Raw genomic sequence first — 21220 nt, forward strand, 5'->3', positions numbered from 1 at the left:
ATATTAAAACACATAAAGATAATCAAACGTTACGATAATTAAATAAAGCTGCTCAAAGGTTGATACTTTGAGCAGCTTTTTTCATTTATTTTCATCATAACGCATTTTATTGACTCTGAGCAGATGATTCAGTCTTTCCATCCGGTTGTGGTCGAGTGAGGACGCAATTTTGCCTACGAACCGGTTCATTTTTTCAAGTGCGTGAATGACATCCTCTTCCATTTCCTTCTTCTGGGAGGGGGTCAAGCTTTGGTAAGTGTCAAGGAGGTCGGGGATTTCTTTTATGAGCATCCGCTTGAGCTGGTGGCGCTCTTCTACATCAAGAAGGTTAAACTCTTCAAGACACCGTTTCAAACTGGCGCTGACATTTGAAAAAACAGATGTAATTGAATTGTTCAGGTTTGCGTAACGCCTTTCAAGCTGCTTTAATTCCGCATTCAGCGTACTTTTCTCATCCGGTTCGTTATGATGAGCTCTTTGAAGCTCGACGGTTTCCTCACTCTCGTTTTGAGGAAGGAGGTTCTGGCCGGACAAGGAGCTGTCAAGCATATGAAGGTGAGTAAATACAGGTCTGAACAATGGGTGATGCTTTACATTTCGTACGATGTTACGACCGTCTGTATGAAAGTAGATGGTAGCATCTATGCATTTGCCGAGCCCTTTTTCTGCTTTGACTGATTTTCTGTAAATTGTAATATAAATGCGTTTTTTTATTAAAGCCTGGGAACGCTTGGTATCGTGCATTTCAAGGTGAAGCTTCTTCGGTTTGATTTTCACTTTCAGCAGGAACCCTTTGATTTTACGTTTAAATGTTTTATTGAGCCTCGGAAGTTCCGACAGGGAAGCCAGATCGGAAAGGAACTCCTCAGTTTCGTGAACCATGAGGCTGGTAGCATCTTCCTCAATCCTGGGCTCGTGCAACGGTTTCATATAGTTTGGCAGAAAGGGCTGTATCCATTCCTGATGGAGAAGCTTTTCTTTGAAGGTCATTAGTTTCACCTGCCTGTATCCCCAACTGAAATCGGGGCGTTAATTTAAGAGCTTCTTTTCCATTTTTGTATTCAGTTCATCCATCTCTGTGATGAACTGTTTACTCGATTCGATAATCCGTTCGTTTGACTGCTCGGTCATTTCAATCGCTGCATATACATCCTCGTAAGCCTTTTTGAATGTTTCAATTGCAACAGACGGTTTTTCGAGGGTTTTAAGGGTTTCTTCTGTATTGGATTTCAAGAGCGATGCGTTCGATAGAAGCATTGCTTCCGTTGATTCATTTACATTTTGAACCGCATCAATGACCTTTTTCTGATTCCCGAGTGCAAGCTGAATGGAAGCTGTAACGGTGACGATGTTTTTCGTCATGGTAATAGCGTTAAATATAGCTTCTTCGAGTTTTTCGTTATTCTCGGCAATAATATCAACAGAAGCAAGAGACTGCTGAAGAACAAGTACAGCTTGCTGCATGTTTTTAACGCGGGAGAGGACTTTCTGCTGTCCTTTTTGTATCGGGACCGGATCGTTTTGCCATTCTTCTTTTTTCATCTCTTCTTCAAGCATTATGTTAAGCTCTTTCCCCATGACGATCTGTTCTTCAAGAGAAGCCATCCGCTCTTTCGCTACAACCTTAAGTTGCTGAAGCATTACAGTATCTTCCTGAAGCTTATCTTTACCGTGGAGAAGTGCTTCAATGATTGTTTCTACCTCTGATTCAATTGTTTGGTACTTTTTCGCGTACTTATCGAGAGGGCTTTTACGGACGATTTTGTTTACGAGTTTTTCCCATTTTCCTTGTTTTAAGTAATTTGGTTCCAGGTCCGCAACTACTTCTTTCAGCTTGGTCAGCTGTTCCGGCAGCTCATGATTCGGGTCGTTCATCATGTCGCTTACCGGTCTTTTCAGTGCTTCGAGAGATTCACCGGCCTTTTCCTGCTCTTCTGTTCCAATCCTGCCGATCGTTTCAAGAATTTTTTCAAGATTGCCTTCTGACCGGATCTGTTCTATAACTGTTTTGGCGTTTTCATCTTTTTTGAGTTCGTTTTTCTTTTCTGACATATAATGACCTCCTGAGTCGTGCTCGTATACAAACTTCTTGATTTATTTACGGTTTTACATGGTATAAGGTTCCGATTCTTTTGGATTGATTATATAACGGCAAATTCAATGTGGGCAACATATTCGTTTCTATTTTCCTCATACCCTGATCCCGTTATGGTTATGTACGACATTGCCCTTACTTTACCAAGAGCCGGTTTAAAGCTAAGATGATAATTAAGTATACATCATAGAAAAAGAGGGTGCACCTATGTGAGAACGGCTGCTTCAGCAAAAAATATAACAGTGGAAACCATCGGGCTTGACGCAGTTCCGAAGCATTTAAGGACCACCGGGGCATTAGATTACGTAAGAATACAGACTGCTGTGGCTGTAAACGCAGGAAATTTCCTTGTGCCTGCTATGGCGGTACTTGAAGGTGGACTGAACTTTTATGCTGCTGTTCTGTCTACTGTTCTTGGGGCTTGCCTGGCATTTTTATTTGTATCACTTCTGGCTCTTCCCGGCGCTCGTTATGGTCTTCCAGCACAGTTTGTCATCCGGTCCATGATCGGAACGAAAGGTTCAATGTACATAGCCTCACCCATTCGTACACTCACTTCATTATACTGGTTCGGCGTACAGACTATCGGTGGAACCTATATATTAAAGGAGATGCTGTCCAGAAGTTTCGATCTGGAAGTACCTTTCCTGTGGCTTTCCATTCCTTTGGCTCTAATAATGGCTTATCTCGCCTTGGTAGGTTTTGAAGCGTTGAAAAATCTTTCGAAATTTGTCCTGCCTCTTCTGTTTCTCTCGGCGATTGTCATGGCCTGTTTGTACCTGACAGGAGACTACGGAGGGAGGACAGCAAAGGATATCGTAAACGGCAGCGGCAACTGGTCTGCCTCTGTGATGATATTATTCGGAAGTCTCGCTTTCGTGCAGTATGTATCGGGAGCAGGTACTTCTTCAGACGTATCCCGCTATGGAAGAACACCGAAACACGCCTTTTACGGAATCTTCTTTGGAAATAGTCTGGGCTTTTTACTCACAGCCCTTCTGGGAGCATTTACTGCCACAGTGGCAGGTGACTGGAATCCGTTTGTTGTTTCAACCCGGATGACCGATTCCTTTTTTCTCATTGCCTTGATTTTTACAGCAGCTTTCATGTCGATGATTACGATAAACCTGAATAATGCCTATACCGGTGGCTACAGCCTGTTAAACAGTTTTCCTAAGCTTGGAAGGGTGAAAAGTGCGGTCATATTTGGAGCACTCGGGGTTATCGTAAGTGGTTTTCCGATTATTGCAGACCGGGCTGAACAGTTCATTTCTCTCCTGGGTACCGTTATCATTCCTTTAACTGCAGTATTTATCGCAGATTACTTGTTTGTAAAAAAGGGAAGGTTATCCAAAGAGGCAATCAACAATCTTGCGGCTGGAGTGTATTCTCTGAATGTTTCCGCTGCGTGGGCTGTGGGGGCAGGGGTGATCATTTATCTTTTGGTGCCCGGCGGGCTTTCCCCAAGCTTTATTACGTTTTTTGTCACACCACTCATTTATCTGGCCATCCTTCAGCGTAAAGGATGGAACAAGAAGGTGAAAAAATGTGCCTGATTGGAATCTCCATGAAAAAAAATACTAAATTTCCTTTCATTCTTGCTGCCAACAGGGATGAATTTTATGCCAGGCCCACAGAGTCCCTTCATCGCTGGGAGGGATACCCTGCTGTTTATGCTGGAAAAGACCTTAAAAAAGGCGGTACTTGGCTGGGTGTCTCTGAAACCGGCTGTCTGGGTGCTCTTACCAATGTCCGTGAACGGCAGGAAAGGGAGGCGCGGCATTCAAGAGGCGAGCTGATTGTCAATTTTTTAAGGAGAAAAGACACCGATGCATGCACCTTCGTAAAGCAGGTGAGTAAAGACGGGGGGCTGTACGATGGCTTCAATCTTCTGGTTGGCACACCTGACACACTTTGCTATGGGTCTAACAGAGTAAACGGCATAAAGGTACTTGAAAGTGGTATTTATGGGTTGAGTAATGCCGCATTGGATACGAGCTGGCCTAAAGTAGAAGCGGTAAAGGATGCCATGGACCGTGTGAGCGCCTGCGAAGATCAGGAAGAATTGCTTAATATGCTGTTTTCAGAGTTGGCTGCAGCTGAGCCGTTCCCTTCTGAGCTGCTTCCCGATACGGGATTTGTGGAGAAATTAGAACGGATGCTGTCTCCCGTTTTCATTTCTTCAGAAGACTATGGAACCCGCTGCTCTACGATTATTATCATGAATAGGAACAGAGAACTTACAATCGTTGAACGGCGCTATCATAATAAAAAGACCAGCGACACAAAATTTACACTGGCTGTCCCGTAAAAAGCATGGCTATTGGCTATCGTAACGCAAGTATGGTATACAGTAAGATATAGACCATGACGTATATGACAGGAGTTAACGGATATGACAAAAAAGCAGGTAATGTTAATTTCGGGATTAGGGATCTTCTGTATGGGAATCTGGGGTCTTTTGATCGTTGCTGTCGTGCCGCAATCTGATCATCTTGTTATGAATGAGCAGCCTGTAAAAGTGGAAGGGCAAAAACGGGCTTCATTTACATACATATCAGAAAGCCGGGGAGCAGAGGATATTTACATCGGAACAACCCCCGGAGCAGACCCGGTCGAGCGTATTGCAATGGAACCGGTAACCTGGGATAAAGAAGCGATTAATCTCGGTGCCGGGATTTCAATAGAAGTGGTTCTTGATTCCTTGTTTGCCGGCCGGAGTTTTGACGATTAGGTGAAGATGAAACAGTTTTACTCTACCTATAGTAAAATAACAAAAAACACTTTATAATAGAGTAGAAAATACACCGAGAATAAACATAATAAGCTTTCTTAAAGGAGGGTTACTTTCATGGGTTTTCAAAATATCGGTATCCCCGGTTTGATTTTAATATTGGTTATTGCCCTTGTTATCTTCGGTCCCAAGAAGCTTCCTGAAATCGGAAGAGCAATGGGGCAGACATTAAAGGAATTTAAAGCTTCTGCAAAAGATCTTACGAATGATGACGATGATCGTTCGTCTAAAAAGCAAAACACAAACGATACAAACCAGGGTCGTTAAAGCACTGAATAACGGATAGTCATAAAAAGGTGTGAGGCAGGAAGATTCCTTGCACCTTTTGTATGTTTACCGGACGCAGTTTGATTGAAGGAGCGTAAGTCATGGCCGAACAAAATATGGAGATGCTCGATCATTTAAGTGAATTGAGAAAACGCATTATTATTGTTCTCGGTTCTTTTATATTATTTTTTATTGTCAGCTTTATTTTTGTAAGAGATATCTATGAATGGCTGATTAAAGACCTGGATATGCAGCTTACAATTCTGGGGCCGATGGATATTATCTGGATATTCTTCAGTATTGCGGGACTAATTGCCTTTGCAGCGACGATTCCTATTCTCTTGTTTCAGATATGGCTTTTTGTAAAGCCGGCTCTGACAGTCAAGGAAACGAGGGTTACGCTGATGTATATACCGGCTTCCGTGATATTGTTCCTCGCCGGGCTGAGTTTTGGTTACTTTGTGGTTCTTCCTCTTGTGCTGAACTTTCTACTGACACTTGGAGACGGAATGTTTCAGACGATGTTTACCCCGGACAGGTATTTTCAGTTTGTCCTGAGGATGACGGTTCCTTTCAGTATCCTGTTTGAGCTTCCACTTGTCGTTATGTTCCTGACAAGCCTGGGGCTGATCACGCCTTACGGGCTGAGAAAAAACCGCAAGTACGCATTTTTTGCCATCGTTGTCATATCGGTATTAATTTCCCCGCCGGATTTTATCTCTGATATTCTGGTCATTATCCCTCTGGTGATTTTGTATGAAGTAAGCATTACACTATCCTCAATTATTTACAAAAGAAAGATTGCAGGCCAGAATAGTGAACAACTGTAAAAACATAAACAACCCCTTTGCATCGTGTAATGCAAAGGGGTTTGCTTTATTTCCTTACATTATTTATCTGCCGTTTCCATTGGTTCCAGCTTTAAATACTTCTTTTCCGGGTTTTCAATCAATGTACGTATACCATCCACAACCCGTTGAATAGATTCGGGATCTTTGCAGTCGTAAGCTTCGATATCCAGGTGGAGTACCGGGCATACATCAAAATCACGAATCCACTCCTGGTAACGGGTGTAGAGGTCTTCCCAAAAAGAACGAGGGGTCTTCGTTTCCATCTCACGGCCCCGTCTTCCTACACGCTCGAGAATCTTATCAAGGGTTCCATCTATGTAAATTAACACGTCTGGTTTCGGAAAGTAGGGTGACATAACCATCGCTTCAAACAGAGATTGATACGTTTCGTAGTCACGTTTGGTCATGTTATTGTTGTCGTACTGCATCTTTGCAAAAATGCCTACATCCTCATAGATACTTCGGTCTTGAACGTATCCGGTTCCGGTTTCATGCATTTGCTTTTGCTGTTTAAAACGCTCCGCTAAAAAGTAAATCTGAAGGTGAAAGGACCATGTTTTAAAGTCGGCGTAATAATCTTCGAGATACGGGTTTCCGTCCACTTTTTCAAAGGATGATTTAAAGTTAAGTGCATGGGCAAGTGTATTTGTTAGGGTAGACTTCCCGACACCGACCGTTCCTGCCAGTGTTATGAGAGCATTTTCGGGTATTCCTGCGCGGTCAATATTCATAAATTCACTCCGTTCTTTTACTTCAGGGTGGCAGCCGTTTTCATAGCATCATCCACCTTTTGGACAATCGCTCTGTAGTCCTCGGGCCGATGAACGAAGTCCATCTCATCTCCCAAAATGGTGATAACCGGGATGTCCGGGTGTGTTTCTTTAAATGTTTGTATAAACATTTCGTAATCCCTGGACAACTGTTCAAGATACGAAGGGTCTATCTGTTTTTCAATCGAACGGCCGCGGCGGGCGATTCGCTTTAACAAGGTATCCAGACTTGCTTTCAGGTATATGATTACGTTTGGTTTAGGCAGATCAGCTGCGAGAAGGTGATAGATCTGATCGTATTTTCTGAAATGGTCATCTTTTAGTGTTTGTTTTGCGAAAATCCGGTTTTTAAAGATATGATAATCACTAACGACCGGCTGATTCTGATTTAACTGAATCTGCTGGATATCTTCAAGCTGCTTAAACCGGTTGCAGAGAAAAAACATTTCCGTCTGAAAACTCCACTCATTAATGTCTTCATAAAACTTGCCTAAAAACGGGTTTTCCTCGACAATTTCTTTCAGAAGAAAGTAACGGTAATCTTCAGATAGTTTTTCTGCAAGTGATGTCTTGCCTACACCAATCGGTCCTTCAACAGCTATAAATGGTACATGGTTCATTTTAGTCTTTGTCCTCCTTTCTTTTATTCTTTTCTCAGAGGCTCTGTTAAATGACAGTGCGCATCTATCAATGATAATAAAATCACGTTTATTCTAACACATTTCAGCAAAGTTCTTTACAGTTTCGACATATTTTTGTGTGGTTTGCTGTGAGTCTCAATACAGCAAAAATTGGTTAATTAATGGTTTAATAGGTTGTGTGTATTATGTCCATTTGATCTGTCAGAATGAAGTGCATCAAGAGGACTTTCAGCAAACAGGGACCGGTTTTTCATATGTCCGGAGCAGGACTGGATTCCTGCCGGACGGGAAGTTGGAAATAGAAAAGACAGATACACAATGATTAGTGTAAAGAAGATTATCCGCTGTGACCTATAGTTGGCATCTGTTTTGCATTAATATCTTAGTTACAAGAAACCTTGTTTATGTAAACACTTTGCTTTTGTCATTATCGCAGCCTGGTTTCATGAGGATTGTTACCGGGTGAGACCTGTTACCCCTGAAGCGGCTCCCGGACCGCTGCGGGAGAGTGCAGTGAGTATAAAATAACACTCCATTTCTATCAGAGTTTATAGAGTATGCTCCCAACAGCAACGGTTGTTTACAAAGCATATATAAAAAGAGGAGAGATACCATGGAAAATAAAAATAAGCGGAAATTTCAAATGCCGGATACGTTCGTCATTATATTCTTTGTTGTTCTCGCTGCTGCCCTGCTTACATATGTACTTCCTCAGGGACAGTTTGAAACAGAAGAGGTAACGTTCACAACCGGTGATGGGGGAGAAGATACCCGGACTGTACTGGTCCCGGGAAGTTTTGAAACTGTCACTGATGAAGAAGGGGAGTCTGTACGTGATGGTGTAAACCTCTTCGAAGATGGCGGCGGGGCCGGGTTTTTAAACTACGTATTCGAAGGTCTCGTGTCTGGTGATAAATGGGGTTCTGCAGTCGGCGTAGTGGCTTTTATCATTATTATCGGCGGTGCTTTTGGAATCATTATGAAGACCCGTGCAATTGAAGAAGGGATCTTTTCTTTAATTAAACACACAAAAGGCCGTGAAAGCCTGATTATTCCAGTTATGTTTGTCATGTTCTCTCTCGGTGGGGCGGTATTTGGGATGGGTGAAGAAGCTATTGCTTTTGCCATGATCTTAATTCCTCTTGTTATCGCACTTGGGTATGATGCCATTACCGGCATTATGATTACATATGTAGCAACCCAGATCGGGTTCGCAACAAGCTGGATGAATCCATTTGGCGTAGCCATTGCACAGGGGGTAGCTGATGTTCCTGTGTTGTCAGGTGCGCCGTTCCGAATAGCCATGTGGGCATTTTTTACGTTAGTGGGTGTGGCATATACATGGTATTACGCCGCGCGTATTAAAAAAGACCCGACCCGTTCTGTTTCCTACGAATCGGATGAGTATTTCCGTAAGGATGTTAAACAGGAAGACATTAAAAGCAGGTTCGGACTTGGACACAGTCTCGTTGTAGCCTCGATTGTAATTGGTATTGTATGGATTGTATGGGGAGTGGTTCAGCACGCATACTACATTCCGGAAATTGCGACGCAATTTTTCACAATAGGCCTGGTTGCCGGTATTATCGGTGTAATCTTTAAATTAAACAACATGACCATAAATGATATTGCCCAAGGATTCACACAGGGAGCCCGTGATCTGCTGCCTGCTGCACTTATTGTAGGTATGGCGAAGGGGATTGTCATTATTCTTGGGGGCGATGATCCAGGTGAACCATCGGTATTAAATACAATAATGAACGCTGCGGGAAGCTCGATTGAAGGTCTGCCTGTTGCTTTGTCTGCATGGTTTATGTTTTTGTTTCAATCCGTCTTTAATTTCTTTGTGGTGTCAGGTTCAGGACAGGCTGCTCTTACAATGCCTCTTCTTGCCCCTCTTTCCGATATAGCAGGAGTATCAAGACAGGTAGCGGTTCTTGCATACCAGCTTGGTGATGGATTTACAAACATGATTGTTCCGACCTCCGCTGCTCTTATGGGTGTACTTGGGGCAGCCAGACTTGACTGGGGGAAATGGTTTTTGTTCATCATAAAATTTCAGGTTTTAATCTTTATTCTTGGATCAGCTTTTGTTATTACTGCTGCATTAATTGGCTTCAGCTAGTTGACGTTACTACATTGACGAGAAAAGAGGTACATGTACATGGCGGTGTGGGAGGTATTGGGGAGTCAGGCTCACATGCAGAACAACGCCCAATGCCCCTTAATTCGTGTCTTAACAAGGAACGGGGCTTGTAGTATGATAGAAAGAGCATTTTAGTGAGAGGAAAAAGGGGTGCTCAAATGAGTAAAAAAGTTAAAATCGTTACTGATTCAACAAGTGACCTTCCAAAAGAAATGATGGACGAACTCGCAGTTACAGTTGTTCCGTTGTCTGTTACGGTCGATGGTGAGTCCTATATTGACGGTGTGGACATCACGCCGGATGAATTTTTGAATAAACTTGTTGCAAGTGAAAATATCCCGCAAAGCTCACAACCTTCCGCAGGTTCATTTGCTGAAATCTATGACAGGCTCGGTGAAGATGGAAGTGATATTCTATCTATACATATGACATCAGGTATGAGCGGAACCTACAATTCCGCGCGGACGGCTTCAACGATGACTGACAGTGAGGTAACAGTTGTTGATTCGGGTTTTATTTCTCTTGCATTGTCCTTTCAGGTAAGAGAAGCTGCGAAGATGGCTATGGAAGGAGCTTCCCTTGAACAAATAAAAGATAGAATCGAAAAGATAAAAAAAACGTCATCCTTATATATCATGGTAGATACTCTTGAATATCTATCGAAGGGTGGAAGGATCGGCAGAGGGAAGGCCCTTATGGGTTCACTCCTTAAAATTAAGCCTGTTGCCTCTCTTGCAGACGGTGTATATACTCCAGTTACAAAAGTGCGGACTCATGTGCAGATGATGAACTTTTTCAAAAAACAGTTTAAGGAAGAAACTGCGGGAAAAACAGTGAGAGGAATCGGGATTGCTCATGCTGATGCCCTTGAGCTGGCTGAAAAGGTTAAAAATAATATCATGGAGCTTACGGATTTTGAAGATTTCCAAATCCGTCCGACGACACCGATTATCAGTACCCACACAGGACCCGGTGCCATTGCCCTGATGTATTATACAGAACCTGAATAACTGTTAGGAATAATGTAAGGCTGGCTTATGAGGTCCTTTCCTCGTAAGACAGCCTTTTTTCCTGAACTGAGAACCCCGTAATAAACAACAGACTATTTTCAGTGGTGTTCAGTCGGGGCAGTTCTGCTGTTTAAGTATGAAAATATTTGTAGTAATCTGAGGAATTCGTTAAAATAGAATCAGTATATTTGTTGAACACCTTAGTATTAAGGAGGAAGGGACGTTGCATCAGGCAGATAATGTCGGTTTAGTTTTGGAAGGCGGCGGTATGCGCGGTATGTATACAGCTGGAATATTAGAATATTTCTTGAAAAAGGATTGGCATTTTCCTTATGTTATAGGTGTATCAGCAGGGGCATGCAATGCAGCATCCTATATCTCCAAACAATTAGGGCGGAATGAGAAAGTTACGATTGGCTACTGCACGCATCCTGACTACATCTCCTACAAAAGGTGGTTCTCCAAAGGGGAGCTTTTTAATATGGATCTGATCTTTGATAAAATACCCAACCAGGAAGTATTTTTTGATTTTGATGCATTTTTCGGTTCGGATCAAAAGTTTCTCGTTGGAACAACCGACTGTGCGACCGGTGAAACCATTTATTATGAAAAAAACGAAGTCGGGGATTCATTTCTTAACATATTAAGAGCATCAAGTTCACTCCCTTTTGTGGCCCCGGTTACCAGATATAAGGAACGTGTCCTTATGGATGGGGGGATCAGTGATCCCATCCCATTAAAGAGATCCATGAAAGACGGGAACGAAAAACACATTGTCGTTCTTACCCAGCGCGATGGTTATATTAAAAAACCTCTTACGAGAGGGAAATGGGTATTCAAGAGGAAGTATAAAGGTCATCCCGGACTCATAAAAGCAGTAGAAGGCCGGTCGGTTGTATACAATGAAGCGATCGAGGAGGTCAGAAAGGCTGAGAAAGACGGGAGAGCGTTTGTATTCAGACCGGATGAGTTAATGGGTGTATCAAGGGTGGAAAAACGTGAAGAGCGCCTGCGGAGTCTCTATGAGCATGGCTACGAGCATGCAAAGAAAAGAGCAGATGAGCTCGAAGCTTTTCTTTCTTCTTAGACATTTTGGAGTAAAGAACCTGGTGGAAACCGGGTTCTTTCTACTTTTTAGCTTCAATTGCTATAAGAAAACAACTTATGAAAAAGAGGTACTTTATGATCAGATTCAGGGTCGTTTTTTTAAGCTTCCTTTTATTTATATTTTTAATTTTGAGTATCGTTTCGCGTTCAATAGTATACATTCTTTTTACTTCTTTATTGATTCTTTCTTTATTTATTGCTGCTGGTTTTCTGAAAAAAGGCACAGGAGCTAAAGAGAAGCGCTTTTCCCGGCAGGGGGTTCTGTATTATCTGTTCATAGCAGGTGGAATCCTGCTGTTTTCCTACGGATTTGCAGGAGCATTTTCAACGCAGTCCATGTTTCACTATCTTGGTACAGCACCTTCAGACGAAGTCGTAATCGCGGGATGTATGATTACGGGTTCATGCCTTTTTACGGCTGGGGTTACGGGGAAAATGGTGGACTTTTTACGATGAAAACAGGGGTTCTCTTTGTAAAAGAATTTCGCTATACTTCTATTTAGTAAGTCGAAATAAATGATCAGAAGAAGGTGTTTACCATCCGTAGAGAAACAAGGAACTTAGTGATCATGTGGATTGCTAACTTCAGTGTAGCGGCAAGTGCCACGATGGTGTTACCGTTTCTCTCTCTTTATATAGAAACGTTTGGAAACTACTCCCCGGCTTATGTACAGCGGTGGTCGGGGTTCGTGTTTGGTATTACTTTTCTCATTGCCTTTCTCGTATCACCCTTGTGGGGAAGATTTGGCGACCGCTTCGGCAGGAAGAAGATTCTTCTAGTTACCGGTTATGGGATTGCGATTTCGATTTTCTTAATGGGATATGTTGATTCGGTTTTGGAATTATTTTTCTTGAGAATGCTTATGGGGATAGTGACTGGCTTCATTCCCACGTCGCTTGCTCTTATATCTTCACAGACAGATAAAAAAAATGCAGGAAAAGTTCTTGGGACCCTTCAGACAGGCACTGTAGGAGGCGGGCTGATCGGTCCTCTGATTGGCGGGGCACTGGCGGATGGGTTTGGTTTCACGTATACCTTTATTATAACGGCAGTTGTCATTTCAACAGCTACAACATTTGTTGCTTTTTCCATTCAGGAAGTACGCAGTCACGGGCCAAAAAACAAAATGAAGCACCAGAGCATGGGAGAGGTATTCCGGTACATTTTCGGCAACCGGATGCTTTTTATGATTATGGTTGTTTCACTGATTGTTCAGACTGCCAACTTCAGTATCCAACCTCAGCTTGCCCTTTATGTAAGTTCACTCGTGACCGTGGAGAACATCGCTTTTCTGGCTGGTTTTACCTTTTCAGTTACCGGCCTTGGAAACCTTGTTGCAACAAGGTCCTGGGGAAAGCTTGGAGATGAAATCGGTCATGAGAAAGTTCTGCTAATATGTATTGGCTTAGGAGCCTTGTTCTTTATTCCACAGGCATTTGTGACAAACATCTGGCAGCTGATTGTTCTCCGGTTTTTATTTGGAATCCAGATCGGCGGTATTATTCCGTGTGTAACAGCTTATATAAGAAGAGTAGTGCCACTTGAAGTTCAGGGGGAAGTGCTCGGATATAATCAGAGCTTTCGTTTTCTCGGTAATGTTACCGGGCCTGTTCTTGGAGGAATTATTGCAGGGTATTATACAATCTCATCTATTTTTTATTTTTCAACCACGTTATTTGTTCTGGCAGCAGCCGGTATATGGTGGGCTATGAGAAAGAACGCGCGGACAAAAGAAGCCGCCGCCACTCACAGATGATGTGAATAGCAGGACAAATGCCACCAGGGGTGCTAAAATAATCCTGTGTGTTATTTCAGGAAATAGGAGTGAGGATTTTGCTACTGACAAAAAAAGAGAAGCAACTTCTCATCCGCGTCTTAAAAAAAGAAAGAAACCGGGTTTTTGGGATGAAAGAAAACAAAAATGAAGTCCGGGATCTTCTTGAAAAACTTGAACAGAATACAAGAAATGAGAAAGTAAATAAAGTGAAACCGTCGAAACTGTGACGAATGTATGAAAATCAGGTGACAAAAAGGAGAGAACAGTCCTTTTTGTCACCTTTGTCTTTTTAAGCAGCTTTTTTCATTGTATACTACAATAGTTAACGAAGTATGGTTTGGTGGGGGAATAAAGTGAATAATAAAATCAGCCTGACATTGTTGACAGTACTATTACTGTTCCTTGCCGGTGCATGCGGTGTGGATGAATTCACAGAGGGTGGACAGTCTTCTCATAATGAAGAAGCAGTCGAAGAAAAAAACAAAGAAGAGGAAACCAATGGTCCATTATCGGAAATGCCGAAGGGCTCTCTTGAAGTATCCTTTCTGGATGTAGGACAGGGGGATGCCACTCTTTTTCAAACAGAAGAGGCAGTGATTCTTGTGGATGCCGGCCGTCATGACCAGGATGAAGTAGTGCACTATTTAAATGAAAGAGGCGTCACTCACATCGATTTGCTTGTGGGGACACATCCTCACGCAGATCATATCGGACAAATGCCCCAGGTGCTGGATGCTTTTGAAGTAAAAGAAGTCTGGATGTCCGGCTCGGAAGCGGGTTCTCAGACTTTTGAGCATACACTCGAAGCGATTCTTGCTTCCGAAGCAGATTATTACGAACCGAGGGCAGGAGAGTCTTTTACCGTCGGTGATTTATCTGTGGAAGTCATCCATCCTGAAGAATTAACAAACAATTTGAATGATGATTCGGTAAGTATGAACATTTCATTTGGAGAAGTTCGTTTTATACTTACAGGAGATGCAGAAAACCGGGCAGAACATGAAATGCTCAGACGCAATAACCATATCAATGCAACCATTTTAAAAGCAGGCCATCATGGGTCTTCCACTTCAAATACTGCCCCTTTTATCGAAGCTGTTAATCCCGATGCCGCGATATATTCTGCAGGTGAGAATAATCAATATGGTCACCCTCACTCTGAAGTTATTGAATTGTTCCATCAAATGAACATTCCATTATTCGGAACTGCGGAGCACGGGACAGTTACAGTTAAAACGGATGGTGAAAGCTTCGAACTCCTTACGGAAAAATCAACGGATAACATAACTGAAAACCAACAGGAACGAGATAAGAGCAATAATCAGGAAGAGTGCATTGATATCAATGAAGCAGATCTTGAGGCGCTCATGACTATTATCCATATTGGAGAAGAACGGGGCAAAAGCCTGAAAGAGCTTCGTCCGTTCGAATCAGTAAAAGACTTGACCCGTATCAACGGAATTTCAGAAGGCAGGCTCAGTGAAATCAAAAGCCAGGGACTTGCCTGTGTGTCATCATATTGAATTGGAGAGATGAATTGTGTCAGTTTGGAATAAGATTAATGCCCATTATGTAAAGACCGTCATTATCGTAACGATCATTGTAAATGCTCTCGTAGTTGCCCTTTCTTTTCTCCCGGGTTATGACGGAGAACTTCCTTATGTTATCAGGCAGCTTCCTCTTTTAAATGCAACACTTAACAGCTTTACATTTATGTTTTTAATCGGTGCCCTGATTGCGATAAAAAAAGGGAATATTACAGTGCACAGAAGGTTTATTTACAGTGCTTTCACCACGACGTTCGTCTTCCTTCTGTCTTATGTGACATATCACTTTATGGCTCCTTCTACACCGTTTGGAGGAGAAGGTGCCATTGTAGCCTTTTATTACTTTATTTTAATTACCCACATCATTCTTGCAGCGGCCATTGTTCCTCTTGCACTGATGAGCTTCTTCAGTGGTTATAACGATCACAGGGACCGTCATCGCAAATGGGTTCGTTTCTCAATGCCGATGTGGCTTTATGTTAGCTTTACAGGTGTTTTGGTATATATATTAATATCTCCATACTATTGAAGGGTTTTATAAAGTGCCTGTCGGATTTCTATATCCGGCGGGTTCTTTTTTTAATCTGATAAACTTTGGTGGTGATTCGGTTCATCACAGCAGTCACTGAAAAAGTCCATCTTCATAAAATAGCTCGTTTAAAGGAGATGGAGATTTTCGCTATCGGTTTCTCCCAGAAACTCGCTTTTCCCGAAGGAGTGCCGTACATTCGCTCCAATCAACTATTTCTTATGAGCTGCTTTCGTTAAGATCGTTATATTTTCTGGAAAAGTTAATGAAGCCGAAGTTCCTGAGACTCCTGTGGCCGCGGGAGCCAGGCAAGACCTCTCAGAGCTTTAGTTTGAGGAGGCTTGCCGGCACCGTTAAGGAAAGCGAAGGTACGTAGGCTTCGTCTTTATTTTCTGTACTTTAAAAGAGAGAGGTGGCGAAACACGCACTCTGGTTCATAAATAAGCATCGAGATTCTCCGGCTCAATTGTTAAGCTTCAAAACGATGTTTCCCTGACTCGAATGGTATGGCACCTACCCAGAACTCGCTTTTCATGCAGGAGTGCGGCAGAGTGTTTATTAACAACCGCCTTTTTGTACTGAAAACTGTCTGGAATTGAATGAACTGCCGCGATGGGCGCATGCTAAGAAAGTGAAAAATTAACTGGAGGAACGAACATGAGACGAATCATAGGACTATCTGCTTTCTTTTCCATTGCCCTGCTGACTGTTCTTGGGGTTTGGTTTTTTTCTGAACATCAGCAAAAAGACCTTGCACAGGATAAGCAGGACGGACTGCAGGCACATATGGATCAAGTATTTGCTGATGATGTATCTTACACTGTAAGAATGTTTATGGACAAAATGGAAGACCAGCTTATCAGGTGGGCTGAAAGTGCAACTCAGGAAGATAATTTATCAAACCTTCAGGAAGAAATTCATGATCACCCTCACTTCCACGGTTTCGCAGTTGTTCATGATAACGGTGAAACAACCAAGGTCGGGAAGGTAACTGAGAATCCTGTGGAAAGGCTGACCAAGGAGAAAAAAGAAGGGGTATATATTTCCGAACCCTATGTTGAGAATGGAACACAGAAGCTTTTGATGGGTACGAAAGATGATCAAGCCTGGTGTATTGGAGAAATGGATTTATCCTTTGTAAGTTCATTTGTAAAAGACCTGGCTGTAATTACAGGGGAAAATGGCCAGTTTTTCCTCGGTGCAAGCAATATGGCTGTCGATTTTGATGCTCAGGAAGCAGAAGCTCCTTATGTAAAAACATCCATACCTGATCTGGACTGGGACGTGTTTGTTCACAGTGAGCCTACTAAAGAGCTGGATACGCCATTTAAACAAGGTGAAGTTGTTGTAAGGATCAAGGATGGAGCCGATGCAAAGGCGTTGGCTGAAGCTCACCAGGCTGCGCTTCTTCATGAAGAAGGGAACGACTGCTTATTCCGGGACAGCAGCCGTTCAACAGATCAGCTCGTTTCGGAATTTGCAGCAGACCCGGGTGTTATTTTTGCAGAACCGAACTATTCTGTTGAAAAGCAGACCTCATTCCATAAAAAGCGGTCTCATCCGGCTCTTGAAAACAAACCAAGTTTGTTCGAACCGCAGCAGCAGGAGGGGAAAGCCCCGAATGACGAGCTTTATGATCCTTACCAATGGAACCTCGAGCAGATTACAATTGAGGAAGGATGGCAGATCACTTCAGGAAACGCAGAAATTCCTATTGCGATTATTGACAGTGGTGTAGATCCTGAACATGTTGACTTAGAGGATAAAATAACCGGTGGTTATAATGCTTTTGAAGATAATGGAAATTATTACGATGAACATGGTCACGGAACACACGTTGCAGGTGTAGCAGCTGCAATAACAAATAACGTGGAAGGAATTGCAGGAGTATCCTGGGAGAATCCGATCCTGGCTGTCAAGGCTCTCGATGCAAATGCGGAAGGGAATTCTTTTTCCATTGCAGAGGCAATCCGGTGGTCAGTTGATAACGGAGCGAGGGTCATTAATATGAGCCTGGGGGACAGTCATGACTCCGAGGTTATGAGAGACGCGGTCCGCTATGCTTATGAACAGGATGTTGTTCTGATAGCGGCTTCGGGTAATGAAGCAGTTGAGACACCGATGTATCCCGCTGCCTATCCTGAAGTTTTCACTGTAGCTGCTCTGGATCCTGAAGGACAGCGGGCTGCATTCTCAAACTTTGGAACCCATGTGGATGTATCAGCTCCAGGTGAACATATTCCAAGCACGTACATCGGTAACGAATATGTAGCGATGAGCGGAACCTCCATGGCGTCTCCCCACGTTGCAGGTCTTGCCGGCTTGATTTTAAGTATAAATCCTGGTTTGTCCAATGAGGAAGTGTATGATATTATGCGTAACTCTTGTGATGATATCGGGAACAGTGGTTTTGATGCCTATACCGGACACGGTGTCATTAATGTAACCCGTGCAATTAATATGGCAGGCGGAGAATAACAAGCAAGGGGCTGTTTCAAAAGACTGGTTGGTCTGAAACAGCCCCTTGCTTTAGTAATTATCTAATGCCTTAAACCGGGCAAACGGTTTTCCTGATAGGCGATTATGAGCTCGTCTAATTCAATCGAACAGGTCAGTGTTTCTTTAGCTCCGAAGCCATAGTGTTTCGCTTTTAACAGAAGTTCAGCCCTCTTTTTCTCTATGCTTTGTTGTAACATCGCTAATCACTCTCCAAAAAGTAACATTAATATTTTTTCATTATCTACGATCTTTGTGTATATGAATAGTCTTTCGGCCAAAAAAGTCAAAACTTCCAAGAAATCGACACCATTAATAATTCATATCTTCTTCTTCTTTTGGATGTGGTGATCTTTTGTCCTGGATATACACCTGGTAATGTAATTTTCTGTCATCCGCCCGGCCCTTTTCCGTCTTCTTTTGTTTCTTTTTATTTTTATCTTCCATAGCAGGCACCTCCGATGATGTTAGTTTGACCATCAGCTTCGATGTCATTCAAATACTATGTTGAAAATAACCGTGGGAAATTTTAGTAAAACGCTTTCTTTTTTGGGGGAAGTGTACTAGAATAAGGATGGATAATATAAGCACAGACAAGGGAGAATCGGGTTGGCAGGTGAGTTGAGGCCAGGTCCGGATCCGGTCCATCAGAGTTGGACATTAACAAACTGACAGAAATACCGTTAAAACAATTGAACCTGTTTTAATTTTTTTATTTAAAATAGTGCAAACGGTTGCATCGAAAAGGGGAATTATAAGATGAAACAGTATTTGAAACTGGACGATTGGTCCGTTATTGAAGAAGACTTTAACCCTGAACATCATGAAATTTCAGAAAGTGTGTTCAGTATCGGGAACGGGCATATGGGGCAGCGGGCAAACTTTGAGGAGACCTATTCCGGTTCTTCGCTTCAGGGAAGCTATATGGCAGGTGTCTACTACCCGGATAAGACCCGGGTAGGCTGGTGGAAAAACGGTTACCCGGAATACTTCGCAAAAGTGCTTAACTCAACCAACTGGATCGGCCTGAAGGTTGTAATTGATAATGAGGAACTTGATTTGAATATTGCCAAGGTTTCTGACTTTGTTAGAGAGCTGAATATGAAGGAGGGGTACCTAAAACGATCCTTTACAGCGGAACTTTCAGGCGGGAAGAAAATTAAAGTGGCCACTTGCCGTTTTGTAAGTATGAAGGTTCGCGAAGCAGGGGCTCTTCGATATGCCATTACACCTCTTAACTTTGACGGAGAACTTACGCTTACGTCCTATCTTGATGGTGATGTGAAAAATACGGATGCGAACTATGACGAAAAGTTCTGGGATCCTGTTGACGAGACAGTCTCAAATGAGAGTGCGACGGTAATTATAAAGACAAAGAAGCTGAATTTCCATATGGCTTCCACTATGATCAATGAGTACTTTCAGAATGGACAGAAGTTAACACCCGAGGTAAAGGTCGCGAAAAGAGAAAAATACACTTCTCAGGAAGTTGTACTACCGTTAAAACAGAACGAGGAAACTTCGGTTGTAAAAGTTGCAGCCAATGTCACAAATCGTGACCATGATACCTCCTCCCTGGGAGAAGTCGCACAAAGAGTCTGCCGGTCAGCAATGGAAAAAGGGTTTGATCGTCTGTTAAGTGAGCAGAAAGAGGCATGGGCGAAAAAATGGGAAACGAGTGACATCGTCATTGAAGGAGACGTCAGTGCACAGCAGGGCATCCGGTTTAATATCTTTCAGTTGAATCAGACATACACCGGGGAGGATGACAGATTAAATATCGGTCCTAAAGGCTTTACCGGTGAAAAATACGGCGGAAGCACCTACTGGGATACAGAAGCGTATTGTCTTCCGTTCTACCTCAGTACATCTGATCAGAACATTGCACGTAACCTTCTTGTTTACCGTTATAAGCATCTGGAAAAGGCAAGAGAGAACGCCAGAAAGCTCGGTTTTACAAAAGGGGCTCTTTATCCGATGGTGACAATGAATGGGGAAGAGTGTCATAACGAATGGGAAATTACATTTGAGGAAATTCACCGTAACGGTGCAATTGCCTACGCAATCTATAACTATGTAAACTATACAGCAGACCGCGACTATCTGGGCGAATACGGAGTAGAAGTACTTGCTGAAATATCAAGATTCTGGGAAGAACGTGTTCATTTTGTGAATCCCAAGGCCGTTTACATGATGCATGGTGTAACCGGACCTAACGAATATGAAAATAACGTGAATAATAACTGGTACACAAACAGAATTGCAGCCTGGACCCTCGAGTACACGCTGGAGGCACTGGCCCACGTTAATGAAACAGACCCGAAGAGATACGAAGCTTTAATTAACAAGCTTGACCTGACGGAAGAAGAAACATCGAAGTGGTCTGATATTATTGATAAAATGTATTATCCTGTGGACGAAGAATCAGGGATTTTCCTTCAGCAGGACGGATACATGGACAAAGAACAAATACATGTCAGTGAACTTGATGAAAAGCATCTTCCACTGAATCAGAACTGGTCATGGGATAGAATTCTAAGATCCTGTTTTATTAAACAGGCAGATGTTTTACAGGGGCTTTATTTCCTGAATAGTGAGTTTGATATTGAAACGAAAAAACGCAACTTTGATTTTTATGAGCCTCGTACGGTTCACGAATCCTCATTGTCACCATGTGTGCACAGCATATTGGCATGCGAACTTGGATATAGGGAAAAAGCGTATGAAATGTACCTGAGAACAGCACGTCTTGATCTGGATAACTACAACAACGACACAGAAGACGGCTGTCATACAACGAGCATGGCGGGAACATGGATGAGTGTTGTTCACGGGTTTGGAGGTCTTAAAGTTCAATCAGACCGACTGGTGTTAAACCCGTTTATTCCGGGACAGTGGAACGCATTCTCGTTTAAAGTTCTTTATAGAAAAGCGAGACTGAATGTCCAGGTAACGAAAGAGCAGGTAGTTGTGAGAAACGAAACAGACGAGAAAGTTGATCTGACAATCGGGGAGGAACAATTTACTCTGGAGGGAAAAGAAGAGATTAGGACAGCAATGAAAAAATAAAAAAGAAGCTGTTCAGAGAGATATCCACCTCTTTGAACAGCTTTTTTAGGAGTTGTTAAACCCAGCTGTTGATCTGTGCTCCCTTTCAAAGTGAGGATGAGCGAACCCCAATTATCACAG

Annotated in this window: 21 protein-coding genes; 15 read left to right on the forward strand and 6 right to left on the reverse strand. The window is 42.7% G+C overall.

Annotated elements, in window-relative coordinates:
• Positions 1-81: 81 nt before the first annotated feature.
• Both EBO34_RS04460 and EBO34_RS04465 read right to left on the reverse strand, forming a co-directional pair.
• A complete protein-coding gene (locus EBO34_RS04460; protein WP_122896726.1) occupies positions 82-990 on the reverse strand; it encodes a hypothetical protein in 909 nt (302 codons plus the stop codon).
• 39 nt (positions 991-1029) lie between these two features.
• Positions 1030-2052, reverse strand: a complete 1023-nt coding sequence (locus EBO34_RS04465) for a toxic anion resistance protein (protein ID WP_122896727.1) — start codon at positions 2050-2052, stop codon at positions 1030-1032.
• Positions 2053-2304: 252 nt separating this feature from the next.
• Here EBO34_RS04465 and EBO34_RS04470 point away from each other — a divergent pair, with 252 nt between their 5' ends.
• From EBO34_RS04470 to tatC, 5 genes are all read left to right on the forward strand, one after another.
• On the forward strand, positions 2305-3651 hold the full coding sequence (locus tag EBO34_RS04470; protein ID WP_122896728.1) for a purine-cytosine permease family protein: 1347 nt from the start codon (positions 2305-2307) through the stop codon (positions 3649-3651).
• A complete protein-coding gene (locus tag EBO34_RS04475; RefSeq protein ID WP_183163705.1) occupies positions 3642-4406 on the forward strand; it encodes an NRDE family protein in 765 nt (254 codons plus the stop codon). Before EBO34_RS04470 ends, EBO34_RS04475 begins: the two co-directional genes overlap by 10 nt.
• An 84-nt stretch (positions 4407-4490) precedes the next feature.
• Positions 4491-4829, forward strand: coding sequence for a hypothetical protein (locus EBO34_RS04480; protein ID WP_122896730.1), 339 nt, complete (start codon positions 4491-4493; stop codon positions 4827-4829).
• Positions 4830-4946: 117 nt separating this feature from the next.
• Positions 4947-5156, forward strand: a complete 210-nt coding sequence (locus EBO34_RS04485; RefSeq protein WP_122896731.1) for a twin-arginine translocase TatA/TatE family subunit — start codon at positions 4947-4949, stop codon at positions 5154-5156.
• Positions 5157-5257: 101 nt separating this feature from the next.
• Positions 5258-5986 (forward strand): twin-arginine translocase subunit TatC, encoded by a 729-nt coding sequence (gene tatC, locus EBO34_RS04490; protein WP_122896732.1) that lies wholly within the window; start codon positions 5258-5260, stop codon positions 5984-5986.
• Positions 5987-6045: 59 nt separating this feature from the next.
• Here tatC and EBO34_RS04495 read toward each other — a convergent pair whose 3' ends face one another.
• Together EBO34_RS04495 and EBO34_RS04500 are read right to left on the reverse strand one after the other, a co-directional pair.
• Positions 6046-6738: a deoxynucleoside kinase gene (locus EBO34_RS04495; RefSeq protein WP_122896733.1), complete on the reverse strand. Its 693-nt coding sequence runs from the start codon at positions 6736-6738 to the stop codon at positions 6046-6048.
• Between the two features lie 17 nt (positions 6739-6755).
• Positions 6756-7397 carry a deoxynucleoside kinase gene (locus tag EBO34_RS04500; RefSeq protein ID WP_122896734.1) on the reverse strand — a complete coding sequence of 214 codons (642 nt, stop codon included), beginning with the start codon at positions 7395-7397 and terminating at the stop codon, positions 6756-6758.
• Between the two features lie 634 nt (positions 7398-8031).
• Between EBO34_RS04500 and yfcC the strand changes: the two genes are divergently transcribed.
• From yfcC to EBO34_RS04540, 9 genes are all read left to right on the forward strand, one after another.
• Positions 8032-9543, forward strand: coding sequence for a putative basic amino acid antiporter YfcC (gene yfcC, locus EBO34_RS04505; protein WP_122896735.1), 1512 nt, complete (start codon positions 8032-8034; stop codon positions 9541-9543).
• A gap of 179 nt (positions 9544-9722) precedes the next feature.
• Positions 9723-10574 carry a DegV family protein gene (locus EBO34_RS04510; protein ID WP_122896736.1) on the forward strand — a complete coding sequence of 284 codons (852 nt, stop codon included), beginning with the start codon at positions 9723-9725 and terminating at the stop codon, positions 10572-10574.
• A 268-nt stretch (positions 10575-10842) separates the two neighbouring features.
• Positions 10843-11661, forward strand: coding sequence for a patatin-like phospholipase family protein (locus EBO34_RS04515; protein ID WP_122898532.1), 819 nt, complete (start codon positions 10843-10845; stop codon positions 11659-11661).
• Positions 11662-11756: 95 nt separating this feature from the next.
• The gene (locus tag EBO34_RS04520) at positions 11757-12137 is read left to right on the forward strand and encodes a hypothetical protein (RefSeq protein WP_122896737.1); all 381 of its coding nucleotides are present in this window, start codon (positions 11757-11759) and stop codon (positions 12135-12137) included.
• Between the two features lie 113 nt (positions 12138-12250).
• A complete protein-coding gene (locus EBO34_RS04525) occupies positions 12251-13438 on the forward strand; it encodes an MFS transporter (protein ID WP_122896738.1) in 1188 nt (395 codons plus the stop codon).
• A 68-nt stretch (positions 13439-13506) separates the two neighbouring features.
• Entirely contained in the window at positions 13507-13686 is a 180-nt protein-coding gene (locus tag EBO34_RS20565) for a hypothetical protein (protein WP_249414001.1), read from the forward strand.
• Between the two features lie 126 nt (positions 13687-13812).
• Entirely contained in the window at positions 13813-14982 is a 1170-nt protein-coding gene (locus EBO34_RS04530; protein ID WP_183163707.1) for an MBL fold metallo-hydrolase, read from the forward strand.
• Positions 14983-14998: 16 nt separating this feature from the next.
• Positions 14999-15535: a DUF420 domain-containing protein gene (locus tag EBO34_RS04535; RefSeq protein WP_429699416.1), complete on the forward strand. Its 537-nt coding sequence runs from the start codon at positions 14999-15001 to the stop codon at positions 15533-15535.
• A gap of 657 nt (positions 15536-16192) precedes the next feature.
• A complete protein-coding gene (locus EBO34_RS04540) occupies positions 16193-18013 on the forward strand; it encodes a S8 family peptidase (RefSeq protein ID WP_122896741.1) in 1821 nt (606 codons plus the stop codon).
• 62 nt (positions 18014-18075) lie between these two features.
• Here the strand turns inward: EBO34_RS04540 and EBO34_RS04545 are convergent, their stop codons facing one another.
• Entirely contained in the window at positions 18076-18231 is a 156-nt protein-coding gene (locus tag EBO34_RS04545) for an aspartyl-phosphate phosphatase Spo0E family protein (protein ID WP_122896742.1), read from the reverse strand.
• A 112-nt stretch (positions 18232-18343) separates the two neighbouring features.
• Positions 18344-18478, reverse strand: coding sequence for a hypothetical protein (locus tag EBO34_RS21045; RefSeq protein ID WP_272873232.1), 135 nt, complete (start codon positions 18476-18478; stop codon positions 18344-18346).
• Between the two features lie 312 nt (positions 18479-18790).
• On the opposite strand from EBO34_RS21045, the gene EBO34_RS04550 reads away from it, so the two are divergent.
• Complete coding sequence (locus EBO34_RS04550) at positions 18791-21100, forward strand: glycoside hydrolase family 65 protein (RefSeq protein ID WP_122896743.1); 2310 nt, start codon at positions 18791-18793, stop codon at positions 21098-21100.
• Positions 21101-21220: the final 120 nt, after the last annotated feature.

The organism is Alteribacter keqinensis, from assembly GCF_003710255.1.
GTDB classification, from domain to species: Bacteria; Bacillota; Bacilli; order Bacillales; family Salisediminibacteriaceae; genus Alteribacter; species Alteribacter keqinensis.